The sequence below is a fragment of the Streptomyces sp. NPDC091377 genome (assembly GCF_044757045.1).
In the GTDB taxonomy this organism is placed as follows: Bacteria; Actinomycetota; Actinomycetes; order Streptomycetales; family Streptomycetaceae; genus Streptomyces.
On the sequence record NZ_JBIVUE010000003.1, the window covers coordinates 256935 to 272368 of the forward strand.

Genomic DNA, 15434 nt, shown 5'->3' on the forward strand with positions numbered 1-15434 from the left:
CCCCCAACCCCGGGCGGACCGGAGGCCCACGACGGGCCCCCGGTCCGCTTCCCCCTCCCCCTCCCCGTCGGCTTGCTACGACAGATGGCACCGGAGGAACGTCGTGACAGGGCGCATGACCTGACGGGTGTTCCACATCGGCGCGGAGGTGTCGCCCTCGGGGACGAGATGGCCGTGCCCGGCGCCCTTGACGACGTACCGCGTGCTCGGAACGCCCTTCGCCCGCAGGGCCTCGTGGAGCAGGAGGGTCTGACTCGGTGAGATGATGCGGTCGTTGGACCCGTGGAAGTGCACGAACGGGGCGTCGCCGGGGCTCGCGTAGGTGGCGGGATCGGCCGCGGCCACGGCGGCCGGTACGTCCAGGAGCCGGGTCGGATTGTTCGGCCCCAGCACGTACTTCACCCGGGCGTCGTCGGTGGAGTTCTCCTGGGACGCGCGTGTCGCGGGGTCGAAGTCGGCGGGGATCTTCGCCAGGTCGGACGGACCGAACCAGTTGACCACCGCCTGGACCCGGCTGCTCTGGTCCAGGTGCGCGCCCGTGTCGAACTTCTTCACACCGCCGGTCGTGCCGGCCATCGACGCCAGATAGCCGCCCGCGGACTCGCCGTAGACGGCGACCTCACGGGTGTCGATGCCGAACTCGGCGGCGTGGGCCCGCAGGAACCGGATCGCGGCCTTGGCGTCCGCCACGCCCTCGACGTAGGTCGCTTCGTCGAGGATCGTGCGGTACTCGATCGACGCCACCGCGTAGCCCTGTTCCGCCAGGTGCGTGCGCCGGCCGATGAAGCCGGACTTGTCGGCGGAGATGAACCCACCGCCGGTGATGAACACGACGAGCGGCCGGGGACCGCCCGTCGCCGGTGTCTGGAGGTCGAGCTTCAGTTCGCGCTGCTGTCCACCGGCTCCCGGCACGGTCGCGTAGGTGATGTCCTCGCGGAGGGTGACCTCCTCGACCCCGCACTGGTTCTTGGGGTCACTGGCCTTCGGTTGCAGCACGACGCTCGTACGGTTGTCGCCGGGGGCCACCGACGTGGCGAAGGCGAGCCCCCCGAGGGGCGGCGGAGCGGGACAGTCGGCCTGGGCCGGCGTGGCCGGTTCCGTGCCGGGCGCGGCCACGGCACCTCCCGGCGCCCCGGCCACCACGGCGAGTCCGCAGAGGGCTGCCGCCATGAGGATCTTTCTGAAGCTGCCGGTCACAGTTCTCCTTCAGGTCGGTGGCCCTGCGGTCGTCATGTGCAATGTATACATTGCACATGAAGAAGGGCCAGGGATCCGACGGGAGTTGGCGGAAAACACCTCCGACCGACCGACCTACCGACCTACCGACCGTCGCGAGCCGGACCACGGCGGGAGCACGGCCGGACCACGGCCGGACCACGGCCGGACCATGGCGGGAGCAGGGATGGGGCGCGGATGGATCCGGAGCGTTTGTGGGGAACATGAGCCCTGGATCCGTCTGATCGGGGTACTCGCGTTCATCACGGCCGGACGGGTCCCGTCCGGCCGTGATGACAGAACACGCTGATGAACAGGACGGGAGGTGACCGCCGTGTCGAGCACCCAGCCCCACCGTGCCGGGGTCGGCCACGGCCCGGACCACTCGGGCCAGGAGCCGGTCGGTGAACTGGTCCAACGGGCCTCGCAGCAGCTGACCGAGCTGGTCCGCGGCGAACTGGGCCTGGCCCAGGCGGAGATGAAGGAGAAGGGCAAGCGGTACGGCAGAGGCGGCGGCCTGTTCGGCGGCGCCGGCGTCGTGGGATTCCTGACGCTCCAGGCACTGGTCGTCACCGTGATCGCCGCGCTGGCCCTGGCACTGCCCGTCTGGGCGGCGGCCCTGATCGTCACCGCAGGGCTGGCGGCGATCACGGTCGCGATGGCCGCCGGCGGCAAGAAGCAGGTCGACCGGGCCGCGCCGCCCACGCCCGAGCGGGCGATCGAGAACCTCAAAGCCGACGTCGCCGAGATCAAGGGGAGTGTCCACCGATGACCCAGCCGCCGCATGACGAGCCCACCGCGAACGACACCGAGGAACTGCGCGAGCAGGTGGAACGGACCCGGGCCGAACTCGGTCGGACCGTGCAGAAGCTGGCGGCCAAGACCGAGGTCACGGCACGCGCCCGGGAAACCGCCGCCGAGGTCGGCCGGGACGCCACGGTGAAGGCGGGGGAGCTGAAGGAACAGGTCCTCCTGCGGGCCGGGGAACTGAAATCCAAGGCCGCCGGCGTCACACAACGGACCCGGGACCGGTTGCCCGACCCGGTGAGGGCCAAGGCCGGCCAGGCCGCCGAGCAGGTCCGGGGGACGGCGGCCCGGGCGGGTCGCACGTGGCGGGAGAAGGCACCCGAGGCGATACGGCCCGGCGCGGACGCGCCCTCGACGCGCGGCAACCGTACGATGCTGGTGGCGGCGCTGACGCTGTCCGCGGCGATCTGGCTGGCCGCGCGTCGGAAGGGGCGAACGCGATGAAGACGTCCAAGATCGCCTACAAGCCGGTGGGTCTGCTGCTCGGCACCCTGAGCGGTGCGGTGGCGGGCGCGGCGTTCCGGCGGACGTGGAAGGTGGTCGGCCGCGACACCGATGCGCCGAAGGCCACCGACGAGGACCGCGCGTGGCGCGAGATCCTCATCGCCGCCGCACTGCAAGGAGCGATCTTCGCCGCGGTCAGGGCGGCGGTCGACCGGGCCGGCGCCACGGCCACCCGCCGGGTGACCGGGACCTGGCCCGGCTGAGCACGCGCCGAGGGACCGGGCGCCGCCGGGCACGGGCAGTCTGTCGGCCGGGGGCCGCTGCGGCGTGGTGGGGCGGGGGCGGGTCGGTGCCGTGACGGGAGCGGGGTGGGTGCCGTGATGGGAGCTGGTGGGTGCCGTGATGGGGAGCCGGCCGGTGCCGTCTGCTTCGCGGGGCGCACCTTGCCGCCGAGGGCGTCGAATGCGCCGCGGGGCACGCCGCCGCCGGCCGAGGGGGAAGAGGTTCCGAAGAGGTTCTCCTCCTCGCCCCTGATGCGAGCGCGGATCGAGTGCCCGGGACGGGCCGGTCGGCCCAGCCCGGACCCGCCTCGACGGCCGGGGCTCGACGTCGGGCTCGACGGCCGGGCTCGGTGTGGCCGGGGCTCGACGGCCGGGCTCGGTGTGGCCGGAACTCGTCGGTCGGGATGCCCGGTCCGGGATGAGTTTCGGCTGGAATGCGTGGAAGCTCGCACACGGACCACTCGAAGGACAGGCCGGGCACGGCGGAGAACCCCTGGGGGCCGGCCCGGCCAGGCTTCTCCGGTTCAGCCCACGTGCCGGAGGAGCCGCCCCGGGGGCCCTGCCGCTCACCCCGCCCGGTGGCCGTACGCCCCCGTCTCCGCCCCGTCGGTCAGTTCAGCCCGCCCCGCTCGCACACCATCCTGGCCACCTCACGGAGCTTGATGTTGTTCTCCTGCGAGTAGCGGCGCAGTACGTCGAACGCCGCTTCCTCGGTGAGCCGGTGGCTGGCCATGACGATGCCTAGGGCCTCGCCGATGAGATGGCGGGTGGCGACGGCCTGTTCGAGCTGGGCCTCGGTACGGGCGCTGGACAGCGCGACGGCGGCGTGGGAGGCCAGCAGCCAGCCCGCCAGTTCGCTGTTCTCGGTGAAGGCGCCGGGCTTGCCCGAGTACATGTTGAGCGCGCCCAGCTCCTCGTCCTCGGTGTACAGCAGGAAGCCCATCATGCTGCCCACACCGAGCCGCCGTGCCTCGGGCGCGTAGGCGGGCCAGCGCGGCTGGTCGCCGGTGAAGTCCGCGATCCGGAACACCCGCTCCTTGAGCGAACCACGGGCTGCGTCGAAGCACGGCCCCTCACCCGTCCGCTCCTGGAGCCGGTCGCTGTCCACGACGAACTGATGGGTGGGGGCGAGAGTGCGCACCTTCTTTCCGCGCAGGACGAGAATGCCCGCCGCGTCGCAGCCCTCCACCAGCTCGACGGCCGAGTCGGTGACCCTCTTCAGCGTGTCCTGGACGGTCTCCTGCGCGAGCAGGTCCCGCGCCATCGACGCCATGTGTTGCGCGAACCGAGCCCAGTCCACACCGATCTCCCCAGTGCCGCACCGATAGGTCTCGGCCTCAGTGTCGCACCCGGGCTCCGGCCGGCCGACGGACGGCCCTCGCGAAGACCACGCCTTCCCTCCTGCCCCACCCCCGCCCCGGCCTGCCCCGCCCCGGCCGCAGAGAGCCCCGGCCACCCCGCCGCGGGATGCCGCGGACGGGACGGCCGGGGCTTCAGACGACCCTGGCGAGAGCTTCGGGCTTCAGCCGCCGCCAGGCTTCAGGCCACCGGCGTGGCCCCGGCGAACTCCTTGGTGAAGGCCGCGGTGAAGTCCTTCAGATCGGCCGGCTTGCGGCTGGTGATGAGTGCGTTGGGGCCGGCGCGGCAGATGTGCACGGACTCATCGACCCAGGTGCCCCCGGCATTGCCGATGTCGGTGCGCAGACTGGGCCACGAGGTGAGCGTCCGCCCGGCGACGACCCCGGCCTCGATCAGCGTCCAGGGCGCGTGGCAGATGGCGGCCACCGGCTTCCCCGCCTCGAAGAACGAGCGGGCGAACGCGACGGCGGCGGGGTTCAGCCGGAGCGCGTCCGGGTTGGCGACCCCGCCGGGCAGCACCAGCGCGCCGAAGTCATCAGGTGAGACGTCGTCCACCACCCCGTCGACCGGAAAGGTGTCGGCCCGGTCCAGGTGATCGAACGCCTGCACCCGGCCGGGCTCCGTGGAGACCAGTGAGGGCACGTCACCGGCGTCGAGCACGGCCTGCCACGGCTCGGTCAGCTCCACCTGCTCGATCCCCTCGGGGGCCACCAGAAATGCGATCTTCACGCCTGCTCACTCCCTCTCTTTCGGGCTGTCTCCGTCCACGGGCCATCGCCCGGACGATTCGAGTACCCGCCGGGTGCGGGTCCACCTGTGAAGGCCCCGGGAATCTCCGGAGGCCCGCCCGACGCACCCGGCTCCCCGACCCTCCCGGCCGCCTCAGTGCCCCGGCCCCCACCCCCCCCTCACGGTTCGGCACGGAAACTTGCGGTTGTGGCAAGGTGGGCTCATGGAACGCGCTACGGACGACGAGGTGCTCGACGCGGTGGGGCCGCAGCTCCGCGCACTGCGTCGGGCGCGCGGCATCACTCTCGCCGAGCTGTCGGCGACCACCGGAGTGTCCGAGAGCACCCTGTCCCGGCTGGAGAGCGGGCGGCGCCGGCCGAGCCTGGAACTGCTGCTGCCCCTGGCCCGTGTCTACGGCGTTCCGCTGGACGACCTGGTCGGTGCCCCGAGTACCGGTGACCCCCGGATCCACCTCAAGCCGATCACCCGGTTCGGCATGACGTTCATCCCCCTGTCCCGCCGGCCGGGCGGTACCCACGCGTTCAAGATGATCATTCCTGCCCGGCCGGAACCGCTGGAACCCACCCCGCAGACCCACGAGGGCTTCGAGTGGCTCTACGTGCTCAACGGTCGTCTGCGGCTCGTGGTCGGGGAGCGCGACCTGACGCTGCCGCCGGGCGAGGCGGCCGAGTTCGACACCGCCTTGCCGCACTGGCTGGGCAGCGCGGACGGCGGCGTGGTCGAACTGCTCATCCTGTTCGGTCTCCAAGGGGTCCGTTCGCACGTACGCACCGACACCCCTCAGCCCCGCGACAGGAACCGGCGGTGATCACCGCCCGCCGCTGAAAGGGCCAGGAACCGGCGGCGCCCCCACCCTTCGCTGAGAAGTGGCGCCCGCCGTCCGGCTCGCGGGTTCACGCCGCCGGCGCATGATCCGGCGTGGGCGGGGTACTGAGTCTGGCTGGCTGGGAAGGGCTGTGACCTGGGGAGGTCGGACGAGCCCTTCCCGGCCCTCTTCGGTGGAACAGACGCTGAAGATTGCCGGAAATGTTTTTCCTGTGTCCGTCGGGGAAGCGGACCTTCAAGTGCTTCGGAAAGCAGGCACGCCCCGTGGGCCGGGTTTCACACGACCACGCGCGGCGTCTTCATGCCGTCCGTGCCCAGTGCCCTCCCTCCCACGGTGCCAGTCAGTCCCTCGCCGGCATCTCTTCTCGGAGGCACACGATGCACCGTTCCACGACCTCTCGCAGGCATTCCCATGACGACGCACCCGACACCGCCGCGGCCTTCGCCCGGCTGGCCGCGCTGCCCGACGGGCCCGAGCGCAGGCAGTTGCGGGACGAACTGGTGGGGGTCTGGCTGCCCATGGCCGGGCGGATAGCGGGCCGCTTCAACGGACGCGGCGAGAGCGCCGAGGATCTACGTCAGGTCGCCGCGATGGGGCTGGTCAAGGCGGTGGACCGCTTCGACCCCGACCAGGGCCGGGCCTTCGAGGCGTACGCGGTCCCCACCATCACCGGCGAGGTGAAACGCCACTTCCGTGATGCCCTGTGGGCCGTGCACGTCCCCCGCCGTGTCCAGGACCTGCGCAACCAGGTCCGTCGCGCCCGCCGCGAACTCACCGACCGCTCCGGCGGCCGGGAGCCCGGCGTCCAGGAGATCGCCGCGCACGCGGGGCTCAGCGAGAGCGAGGTGCGCGACGGGCTGGAGGCCCTGGAGTGCTTCAGCACCCTGTCCACCGATGCCGTCACCCCGGGCGCGGAGGGCCCCTCCCTGGGCGACCGACTCGGGAACGACGACCAGAGCTACGACAGGGTGGTGGACCGGGTCGCCGTCAGCCCCTACCTGCGCCGACTCCCCGAACGCGAACGGACCATCCTCCACATGCGCTTCTTCCAGGGCATGACCCAGAGCAGCATCGGCGAGGAACTCGGCCTCTCCCAGATGCACATCTCCCGCATCATCACCCGCTGCTGTACCCGGCTGCGCCACCAGGTCACCGCCGAGGCGGCGTAGCGGGGGCGGCCACCCCGGAACAGGGGGCCGCCGCACACGACTCGTTGTAGGGTGAGGAGAACGCCCCTGACCTGCAAAAACGCAGGCGGGGAGCCTTCTTCGGGAGTACCGATGCTACGTACGATGTTCAAGTCCAAGATTCATCGCGCCACCGTCACCCAGGCCGACCTGCACTACGTGGGATCCGTCGGGGCCGACCCCGCCGAGCCGGTACCGGGCTCGGACCAGCGGCACAGCCCCCACGTCGCCGGTCGCACCGCACCCGCTGCCGACCGGAAGCCACGTACCGCCGCCGCGGGCTGAGACACCGTTCCCGATTCCCCCCGCCCTCCCTCACAAGCGTTCCAAGAAGGAGTCCCATGAGTGAGACCGAGATCCGCGACGACCGTGCGGCGGGCCGGCTGGAGGCCGTGCAGGGCGACGAGGTCGTCGGACACATCGCGTACTTCGTGCTCGACGCCCCCTCGCCGGCCCTCGTGCCCGTGCACACCATCGTGGAGCCCGCCCACGAGGGCAAGGGCATCGCCGGGTCGCTCGCCCGCGAGCTGTACACCATCGCCGGGCGTGCGGGGGTCGCCGTGGCGCCGCTGTGCCCGTACGTCGTCAAGTGGGCCGAGCGGCACCCCGAAGAGGCCCCGGCCGCCTCCCCCGAGTTGCTCGGCGCGGCGCGGCAGTGGCTCGTGGCCCACCCCGGCCGCTTCTGAGAGTCCCGATCCGTCGCCGTGCTCGCCCTGCTGCACACCTCACCCGTCCACGTCCCCGTCTTCGACGCGCTGCGCGACGAGGACCACCCCGGCCTGCCGCTGCGGCACCTCGTCCACGAGGAACTCCTGGACCGGGCCCGCCGGGAGGGACCGGGGGCCGTGGCGGGTGAGGTGCGCGCCGCCGTGGAGGGCGCCGTCCGTGACGGGGCGCGGGCCGTGCTGTGCACCTGCTCGACCCTCGGCTCCGTCGCCGAGGGGCTCGGCACCGCCGTACCGGTCCTGCGGGTCGACCGGCCGATGGCCACCGCCGCGATCGCCGCCGCCATGGCCACCGCCGGGCCACGGGGCCATGCGCTCGGCGACCACGCCGGCCACGATGGCCCGATTGGGCGCGGGGGCCCCGCCACCCCTGCCGTTCTGGTCCTCGCCACCGTCGACAGCACCCTCGGCCCGACCGTCGCGCTCGTCGAGGAGGAGGCGCGGCGGGCCGGGCGGACCGTCACCGTCCGCAGCCGGCTGGTCGACGGCGCCTGGGACCGTTTCACGGCCGGGGACACCGAAGGCTGTGCCCGGCTGGTCGCCGCCGCGGCGGACACCGTCACCGACGCCGACGCGATCGTTCTCGCCCAGGCGTCCATGGCCCCCGCCGAGCGGCTCGTCACCACCGCGCTGCCGGTGCTGTCCAGCCCGCGCCCGGGGCTGGCGGCGGCGGTCGTGGCCACCCGTCCGGGTGAGCGGGGGTGAGTGAGGGCGGCCGGGCCGGGTAGTCGGGGGATGAGTCCAGAGCCAAGCTTCGTCAGCGGCCGGAGGACAGCGCCATGACCGAACCGTTTCCCGACCCCGTCCATCCGGGCGGACCGGATCCGTATCCCAGCCCGGTACCACCCCCCGCGCCCCCGCCGGGCCCAGGCCCGGGCCCGGACCCGAGCCCCCAGCCGCCTCCCGCACCCCCGCCGGGCCCGGACCCGAACCCGGCCCCGCAGCCGCCTCCGGCGCCCCGGCCGGTCCCGGGCCCCGGGCCGTCCCCGATCCCGCCGGGCCCGGAACCCACACCCCAGCCGGAACCCGGCCCGCCGCTGAGATAGGCACCGGGCCCCGCCACGCGCGGGGCCCGTCCGCCGTACCGGCCCGAACCCGGGCGCACCTCAGACCGACAAGACCATGACTGAAGAGGTCGGCGAGGCAGACAGGACCGTCGAAGCCGACAAGGCCGTCGAAGCCGACAAGGCCGACGCCGACGCATCGGCCCGGACGCCCTCGCTCAGGCCGGGACCTCGGCCCGGTCCCCGCCCCACAGGGTGTGGAACGACCCCTCCTGGTCCACCCGCCGGTACGTGTGCGCCCCGAAGAAGTCCCGCTGCCCCTGCGTCAGCGCCGCGGGCAGCCGCTCGGCACGCAGTGCGTCGTAGTACGCCAGCGCCGCCGCGAAGCCCGGCGTCGCCACCCCCTGCCGCGTCGCGGCGACCAGCACCTCGCGCCAGTCGTCCTGCGCGGCGGCGATCTCCTGGGCGAACGTGTCGTCGGAGAGCAGGCTCGGCAGATCGGGTCGGGTGTCGTACGCCTCGCGGATGCGGTCCAGGAACGCCGCGCGGATGATGCAGCCGCCGCGCCAGATCGAGGAGACGGCGCCCAGGTCGACCTTCCAGTCGTACTCGTCGCTGCCCGCGGCGATCTCATGGAAGCCCTGGGTGTACGACACGATCTTCGAGGCGTACAGCGCCTGCTCCACCCGGTCCGCGAAGGCCCCCGCCTCCGCCTCGCCGAGCGGTGTCGCCTTCGGTCCGGCCAGGCCCCGCGAGGCGTCCCGCAGCGCGGCGTGCCCGGACAGCGAGCGCGCGAAGACGGCCTCGGCGATACCGGAGACGGGTACCCCCAGGTCGAGCGCGATCTGGACGGTCCAGCGGCCGGTGCCCTTCTGCTCGGCCTGGTCGACCACCACGTCCACGAACGGCTTGCCGGTCGCGGCGTCCACGTGCGACAGCACCTCGGCGGTGATCTCGATCAGATAGGAGTCCAGCCGCCCCTGGTTCCAGGTGCGGAAGATCTCCGCGATCTGCGCGGGAGAGTACCCGGCGACATCGCGCAGCAACTGGTACGCCTCGCCGATCAGCTGCATGTCGGCGTACTCGATGCCGTTGTGGACCATCTTCACGAAGTGCCCGGCGCCGTCCGGACCGACATGCGTCACACAGGGCGCCCCGTCCGCCGCCTTCGCCGAGATCTTCTCCAGCATCGGGCCGAGCGAGTCGTACGACTCCTTGGGCCCGCCCGGCATGATGCTCGGGCCGTGCAGCGCGCCCTCCTCGCCGCCGGAGACGCCCATGCCGACGAAGTGGATGCCCTGCTCCCGCAGTTCGCGCTCACGGCGCCGGGTGTCCGCGAAGTGTGCGTTGCCACCGTCGATGATCATGTCGCCGGGCTCCAGGAGCGGTGCGAACTCCTCGATCACCGCGTCCGTCGGATCGCCCGCCTTCACCATGACCACCAGGCGGCGGGGCCGCTCCAGCGCCGCGACGAAGTCCTTCGCGGTCTCGGCCGCGATGAACTCGCCCTCGTCCCCGAACTCCGCCACCAGGGCGCGCGTCCGCGCGGCGGTGCGGTTGTGGACCGCCACCGTGTAGCCGTTGCGGGCGAAGTTGCGGGCGAGATTGCGGCCCATGACCGCGAGTCCCGTGACGCCGATCTGGGCTGTGTTGCTCATTCCGCCTGCTCCTCAACGATCCGGTCGGAAACGATCCGGCCGGATCCCTCGATCCAGCAAAACCTCGGGCACAACTCTCTGCACATGCATCTTCGGGCGATCCGGCACGATGCGACACGCCGGTCCTTCCCGCCGTCTTCCCGCCGTCTTCCTATCGTCTTCCGGTCGTCTTCCGGGCGTCTTCCCGTCGTACCTTTGTATCCAGAGCCATCCTGACGTGCCGGTACGCCGGGCGCACCTCCGGGGCACGGTACCGCTCAGTACGTTCCGGGCGGCCCGTCCGCCTCAGCCGTCGCACATCGCAACTGGCCAACGAACGGCTGTTCCAGGCCATTTGACCGGGCAGCGTATCGATTGCCGTCTTGTCATGGCCTGTTCCCCGCACCTACTTTTGGGCCTCCTGACGCACGTCGAGGGGGCACTTCATGGCCGTACGCGGCCGGCACCGCCGGTACCAGCCGAACAGGATCAACCGCGCCTCGCTGACCGTGACGGCGGGTGGCGCCGGGATGGCCCTGCCGTTCATCGGCACCGGCGTCGTGCACGCCGCGGATGTGGCGACCTGGGACAAGGTCGCCGCCTGCGAGTCGACCAGCGACTGGAACATCAACACGGGGAACGGCCACTACGGCGGCCTCCAGTTCAGCCAGTCCACCTGGGAGGCGTACGGCGGCTCGGCCTATGCGGCCCGCGCCGACCAGGCCACCAAGGACCAGCAGATCGCCGTCGCGGAGAAGGTGCTCGACGGGCAGGGACCCGGTGCCTGGCCGGTCTGCGGCGAGCGGGCCGGGCTGACCCGGGGCGGCGCCGATCCGGACATCGATCCGGACGGTGGCAAGGGCGGGAGCGGTGGAAAGGGCGGAGCCAAGGCCGGTGCCGCCGAGCGCAAGGCCGCCAAGGCGTCCGCACCGGACGTCCAGCCGCAGACCACCCCGCAGTCCCGCGCGGGCAAGGCCGAGATGTACACCGTCGTCCGCGGTGACTCCCTGTCCGGCATCGCCGACGAGCGGGACGTCAGCGGCGGCTGGCGGGGCCTGTACGCGGCCAATCGGACCACGATCGGCGGCGACCCGGACCTGATCCTGCCGGGCCAGCGGCTCAGTCTCGACGGCAAGGCGGGCACCGCCACCGCCCCGCCGAAGAAGAAGGACCCCGCTCCCAAGGCGACCCCGAAGCCGAAGGAGTCGAAGAAGACCGAGACCGCCAAGAGCGACGGCAAGCGCACCCAGAGCAGCAGTCCCTCGCGGGTCGCGCCCGTCGCCGCGTCGGCCGGCACCCGCTACCGGGCCACCGGTTCGTCCTGGTCGAAGGGCTACCACACGGGCGTCGACTTCCCGGTGCCCACCGGCACCACCGTGAAGTCCGTCGCCGCGGGCACGGTCGTCAGCGCGGGCTGGGGCGGCTCCTTCGGCTACGAGGTGGTGGTCCGGCACGCGGACGGCCGCTACAGCCAGTACGCCCATCTCTCCGCCATCAGCGTGCGTGACGGGCAGTCCGTCAGCGCCGGGCAGCGCATCGGGCGCTCGGGCAACACCGGCAACAGTACGGGCCCGCATCTGCACTTCGAGGTGCGGACCGGGCCCGGCTTCGGTACGGATGTGGACCCCCTGGCCTATCTGCGGGCCGGAGGCGTCAAGCTCTGATCCCTCGCACACGGGTCGCGGCCGGTGCGCCGGCGGATGGGCAGCGGTCGGCTGCCCTGATCCCTCGCACGCGGGTCGCGGTCAGGTTCTGACCCGCGTGCGGTGCCGGTCCAGCAGCGGGACGTGCAGTCCGCCGTAGACCAGCCGGGGCCGCTGGGTCAGAACCCCCGGGGCGACCGGCACCGGGGCCGCCGGCGCGGACGGGACGGGCTTGGACGGGACAGGCGGGGACGGGACAGGCGGGGACGGGACAGGCACCCGCACCACGGGTGCCCCTCCTACGGGGGTGGCGCTCCGGGTGGCCTGGACGGGGCCGCCGATGCCGTCACTGTCGGCGGACGGGCCCGGCACGAACGGGTCGAGGTCGAGTGTCTTGAGGGCGTCCCCGGGCAGCGCCACGCTCCGCTGGGCACCGCTTTCCGGCCCTTCGGGCGCCGATGCCTCCGGCGATCCCGCGGACGACAGCCCCGAGGTGCGCTGGATCCGCTCGGTCGTCAGCAGGATCAGTCCGCCCGCGGCGACGACACCGCTGCTCAGGGCGAGCGCGGCGCCCGTGGTGCCGTAGCGGAAGGTCTCACCGAACATCGTGATGCCGACCGCCGCCGCCACCACCGGGTTCACGACCGTCAGCGTCGCCAGCGGCGCCGCGAGGCCCGCGCCCCGGTAGGACGCCTGCGACAGCAGCAGCCCGGCGACCGCCAGCACGCCTATCCCCAGCAGGGAGGGCCAGTCGGTGAGGGTCGGGCCGCCGGTCCAGTCGACCGCCACGGTCTTGGTGAACACCGAGGACATGCCGAACGCTATGCCGGAGCCCAGTGCCAGCACGATGCTGCGCACCACCGGATGCCGGGCCGCGGCCCGCGCGGCGGCCATCAGCGTCAGCACCACCACGACGGTGAGCACGAACGCGACCACCCGCTGACCGCTGTCCAGCGACCGGGAGTCCGAGCTGCCGACCAGGGATAGCAGCCCCGCGAGTCCGATCGTGGCCATGAGCGCGCCCCGCCAGGCGGTCGCCCCGGCCTTGCGGCCGACGAACAGGGCCGCCATCGGCAGCGCGAAGACGATGGTGAGCGCGCCCAGCGGCTGGACCACGCTGAGCGGTCCGTAGGCGAGGGCGACCACGTGCAGCAGTCCGCCGAGCCCGTTGAGGGCCACCGCGCACCACCACACCGGACGGCGCAGCGGGGCGAACTGGGCCCCGGCGGACGCCGGACCGGCCTCCGCCACGCGTTCCTGCACGATCGCTCCGCCCGCGTAGGCCACGGCGGACACCAGTGACAGCAGCACGGAGAACGCGAGGGCGCTCATGGGCGACTCCTCAGCGTCAGGCGGGGGCATGGAACCCGGCGCGGCGAACGATCGTCTTTCATAGCCAACACCTTGCCCCTTCGAAGGCTTCCCGTCGTCGTACCTGAGCACTCAATGGGTCCTACTGCCGATGGAGTACTCCAGGTCCGCAGTCCTCCCACAGGTGGGCGACTTCGGCCGTACACCCTGACGTCACCTCGGGGGCCCACCCCCGAGAAACCCTGGTACTACTGCTGTTCGTGGATCTCGACCCCGCCCTCGCGGCGCTCCGGCCGCTCGGCGGCTTCTTCGTCCTGCGCACGGTCGTGGACCAGGAGCGGTCCCCCGGCCCCGCGTTGCCGACCCTCGCGCAAGCCTATGAAGAACCGGCGTCGGATGTTTACCCGTTTTCGCTGACTTTCCGTGTCCGGAAGGTGGAGCGGGCCCTGAAGGCCCCCGAGCCCCGGATCGCGGCGTCCGTCGCGCAACTCGGCCTCGCCGCCCGCCTCTGGTCGGTGGCGCTGGGTTGCGCCGCCCTCTACGACCGGGTGCCCGACCTCGACCCGCGGCTGCTGCGCTGGGACGCCGACGCGAGCGCCCCCGACGACCTGTGGCTGACCGAGGTGCGCCCGCTGCCCGCCGAGCAGGGCCGGATCGCCGACACCGTCCTCGTCGGCCACCTCGCACCCCTCGCCGCCGCCCTGCGCACCCGGGTCCGGCTCGCCGACGGACTGCTGTGGGGCAACGCCGCCTCCGCCCTCGTCGGAGCCGGACGCGAACTGGGACGCCAGTGCCGTGCGCAGGGCCGTACGGAGGCGGCGTCCCGGGCCGCTGAGCTGACCCGGGCGCTGCTCGCCCACCCCCTGCTCGCGGGCACCGGCACGCTCACCGGGACCGGGTTCCGCCGCCGCAGTTGCTGCCTGTACTACCGGGTGCCCGGCGGGGGTGTGTGCGGCGACTGCTGCTTCCCGAGGCCACCGCGCTCTTCCGCGCGCGGCGCATCTGGGTGACCATGGGAACCGGCTGCGGCGAACAGGGGGTTCCGGGTGCGAGTGGGACTGCTGACCCGGGAGTACCCCCCGGATGTGTACGGCGGCGCGGGCGTCCATGTCGAGTTCCTCGCACGGGAGTTGGCCGAACTGGTCGACCTCGATGTGCACTGCTGGGGTGAGGGCCGCGCCGACGGTGTCCTGCGGCACCGCCCCTGGCCGCTGCTCGACGGCGCCAACGACACGCTGCGCACCTTCTCCGTGGACCTGGCCATGGTGGCCGGGCTCGAAGGCCGCGAACTCGTCCACTCCCACACCTGGTACGCCCATCTCGCCGGCCATCTCGCCAAGCTGCTGTACGGCGTCCCGCATGTGATGACCGCCCACTCGCTGGAGCCGCGGCGCCCCTGGAAGGCCGAGCAGCTCGGCGGCGGGTACGCGCTGTCGAGCTGGGCCGAGCGCACCGCGATCGAGGCGGCGGACGCGGTGATCGCCGTCTCCGGCGCCATGCGCGACGACCTCCTCGACTGCTATCCGGCGCTGGACAGGTCCCGCGTCCATGTCGTGCACAACGGCATCGACACCGCGCTGTACCGCCCCGACCCCGGCACCGACGTCCTGAAACGGATCGGGGTCGACCCGGCGCGGCCGTACGTGCTGTTCGTCGGCCGGATCACCCGGCAGAAGGGCGTGCCCCATCTGCTGCGCGCGGTGCGGGACATCGACCCCGCGGCCCAGGTCGTGCTGTGCGCGGGCGCTCCGGACACCCCGGAGATCGACCGGGAGTTCCGTGAGCTGTTCGAGGACCTGAGCCGGGTCCGGGCGGGGGTCCACTGGATCCCGAGCATGCTGCCCCGCGACGAGGTCATCCAACTCCTCACCCACGCGGCCGTGTTCGCCTGTCCGTCGGTGTACGAGCCGCTGGGCATCGTCAATCTGGAGGCGATGGCCTGCGGCACACCCGTCGTCGCCTCCCGGGTCGGCGGCATCCCCGAGGTGGTGGCACACGGTGAGACCGGTCTGCTCGTGGACGCCGACGACGCCTTCGATTCGGGCCTCGCCACGGCCCTCGACACGGTGCTCGCCGATCCGGAGGGCGCCCGCCGGATGGGCGAGGCCGGACGGGCGCGCGCGGTGGGCGAGTTCGGCTGGGACGCCATCGCCCGGCGCACGGCCCGGCTCTACGGCGAGCTGCTCGAACAGGCGTAGCCTCCCCGGCCCGGGGGCATGGATGGGGCACAACTTCGGGGTGCCAG

The 15434-nt window shown here is 72.6% G+C and carries 15 protein-coding genes and 1 pseudogene; 11 read left to right on the top strand and 5 right to left on the bottom strand.

Annotation, left to right across the window (positions count from 1 at the left end; genetic code table 11):
• Window positions 1-75 precede the first annotated feature (75 nt).
• Complete coding sequence (locus ACIQNG_RS08870) at window positions 76-1197, bottom strand: alpha/beta hydrolase fold domain-containing protein (protein WP_401483415.1); 1122 nt, start codon at window positions 1195-1197, stop codon at window positions 76-78.
• A 343-nt stretch (window positions 1198-1540) separates the two neighbouring features.
• Here ACIQNG_RS08870 and ACIQNG_RS08875 point away from each other — a divergent pair, with 343 nt between their 5' ends.
• From ACIQNG_RS08875 to ACIQNG_RS08885, 3 genes are read left to right on the top strand one after another with little or no spacing between them, the layout of a single operon-like run.
• Complete coding sequence (locus ACIQNG_RS08875) at window positions 1541-1987, top strand: phage holin family protein (RefSeq protein WP_401483417.1); 447 nt, start codon at window positions 1541-1543, stop codon at window positions 1985-1987.
• On the top strand, window positions 1984-2466 hold the full coding sequence (locus ACIQNG_RS08880; RefSeq protein WP_401483419.1) for a DUF3618 domain-containing protein: 483 nt from the start codon (window positions 1984-1986) through the stop codon (window positions 2464-2466). The genes ACIQNG_RS08875 and ACIQNG_RS08880 overlap by 4 nt, the downstream gene beginning before the upstream one ends.
• On the top strand, window positions 2463-2729 hold the full coding sequence (locus tag ACIQNG_RS08885) for a DUF4235 domain-containing protein (protein ID WP_401424274.1): 267 nt from the start codon (window positions 2463-2465) through the stop codon (window positions 2727-2729). The genes ACIQNG_RS08880 and ACIQNG_RS08885 overlap by 4 nt, the downstream gene beginning before the upstream one ends.
• A gap of 628 nt (window positions 2730-3357) precedes the next feature.
• Here ACIQNG_RS08885 and ACIQNG_RS08890 read toward each other — a convergent pair.
• On the bottom strand, window positions 3358-4047 hold the full coding sequence (locus tag ACIQNG_RS08890) for a GAF and ANTAR domain-containing protein (RefSeq protein ID WP_401424273.1): 690 nt from the start codon (window positions 4045-4047) through the stop codon (window positions 3358-3360).
• Window positions 4048-4286: 239 nt separating this feature from the next.
• A complete protein-coding gene (locus ACIQNG_RS08895) occupies window positions 4287-4835 on the bottom strand; it encodes a type 1 glutamine amidotransferase domain-containing protein (RefSeq protein ID WP_401424272.1) in 549 nt (182 codons plus the stop codon).
• Between the two features lie 223 nt (window positions 4836-5058).
• Between ACIQNG_RS08895 and ACIQNG_RS08900 the strand changes: the two genes are divergently transcribed.
• The 5 genes and pseudogenes from ACIQNG_RS08900 to ACIQNG_RS08920 all read left to right on the top strand — a co-directional run bounded on the left by ACIQNG_RS08900 (window position 5059) and on the right by ACIQNG_RS08920 (window position 8299).
• Window positions 5059-5664, top strand: coding sequence for a helix-turn-helix domain-containing protein (locus ACIQNG_RS08900; RefSeq protein WP_401483422.1), 606 nt, complete (start codon window positions 5059-5061; stop codon window positions 5662-5664).
• Between the two features lie 395 nt (window positions 5665-6059).
• On the top strand, window positions 6060-6851 hold the full coding sequence (locus tag ACIQNG_RS08905) for a SigB/SigF/SigG family RNA polymerase sigma factor (protein ID WP_401424270.1): 792 nt from the start codon (window positions 6060-6062) through the stop codon (window positions 6849-6851).
• 111 nt (window positions 6852-6962) lie between these two features.
• Window positions 6963-7076 (top strand): annotated as a pseudogene (locus ACIQNG_RS08910) (aspartate 1-decarboxylase); the annotation flags it as partial.
• 134 nt (window positions 7077-7210) lie between these two features.
• Entirely contained in the window at window positions 7211-7555 is a 345-nt protein-coding gene (locus ACIQNG_RS08915) for a GNAT family N-acetyltransferase (RefSeq protein ID WP_401483424.1), read from the top strand.
• A gap of 18 nt (window positions 7556-7573) precedes the next feature.
• Window positions 7574-8299 (top strand): arylsulfatase, encoded by a 726-nt coding sequence (locus ACIQNG_RS08920; protein ID WP_401483426.1) that lies wholly within the window; start codon window positions 7574-7576, stop codon window positions 8297-8299.
• A 517-nt stretch (window positions 8300-8816) separates the two neighbouring features.
• On the opposite strand, the gene gndA is transcribed toward ACIQNG_RS08920, so the two are convergent.
• Window positions 8817-10256, bottom strand: coding sequence for an NADP-dependent phosphogluconate dehydrogenase (gene gndA / locus ACIQNG_RS08925; RefSeq protein ID WP_401424266.1), 1440 nt, complete (start codon window positions 10254-10256; stop codon window positions 8817-8819).
• 425 nt (window positions 10257-10681) lie between these two features.
• Between gndA and ACIQNG_RS08930 the strand changes: the two genes are divergently transcribed.
• Complete coding sequence (locus tag ACIQNG_RS08930) at window positions 10682-11899, top strand: transglycosylase family protein (protein WP_401483428.1); 1218 nt, start codon at window positions 10682-10684, stop codon at window positions 11897-11899.
• 81 nt (window positions 11900-11980) lie between these two features.
• Here the strand turns inward: ACIQNG_RS08930 and ACIQNG_RS08935 are convergent, their stop codons facing one another.
• Window positions 11981-13210, bottom strand: coding sequence for a DMT family transporter (locus ACIQNG_RS08935; RefSeq protein ID WP_401483430.1), 1230 nt, complete (start codon window positions 13208-13210; stop codon window positions 11981-11983).
• Between the two features lie 239 nt (window positions 13211-13449).
• Between ACIQNG_RS08935 and ACIQNG_RS08940 the strand changes: the two genes are divergently transcribed.
• A complete protein-coding gene (locus ACIQNG_RS08940) occupies window positions 13450-14199 on the top strand; it encodes a (2Fe-2S)-binding protein (protein ID WP_401483432.1) in 750 nt (249 codons plus the stop codon).
• A 36-nt stretch (window positions 14200-14235) separates the two neighbouring features.
• The gene (glgA, locus tag ACIQNG_RS08945) at window positions 14236-15387 is read left to right on the top strand and encodes a glycogen synthase (RefSeq protein WP_401483434.1); all 1152 of its coding nucleotides are present in this window, start codon (window positions 14236-14238) and stop codon (window positions 15385-15387) included.
• The last annotated feature ends 47 nt before the right edge of the window (window positions 15388-15434 follow it).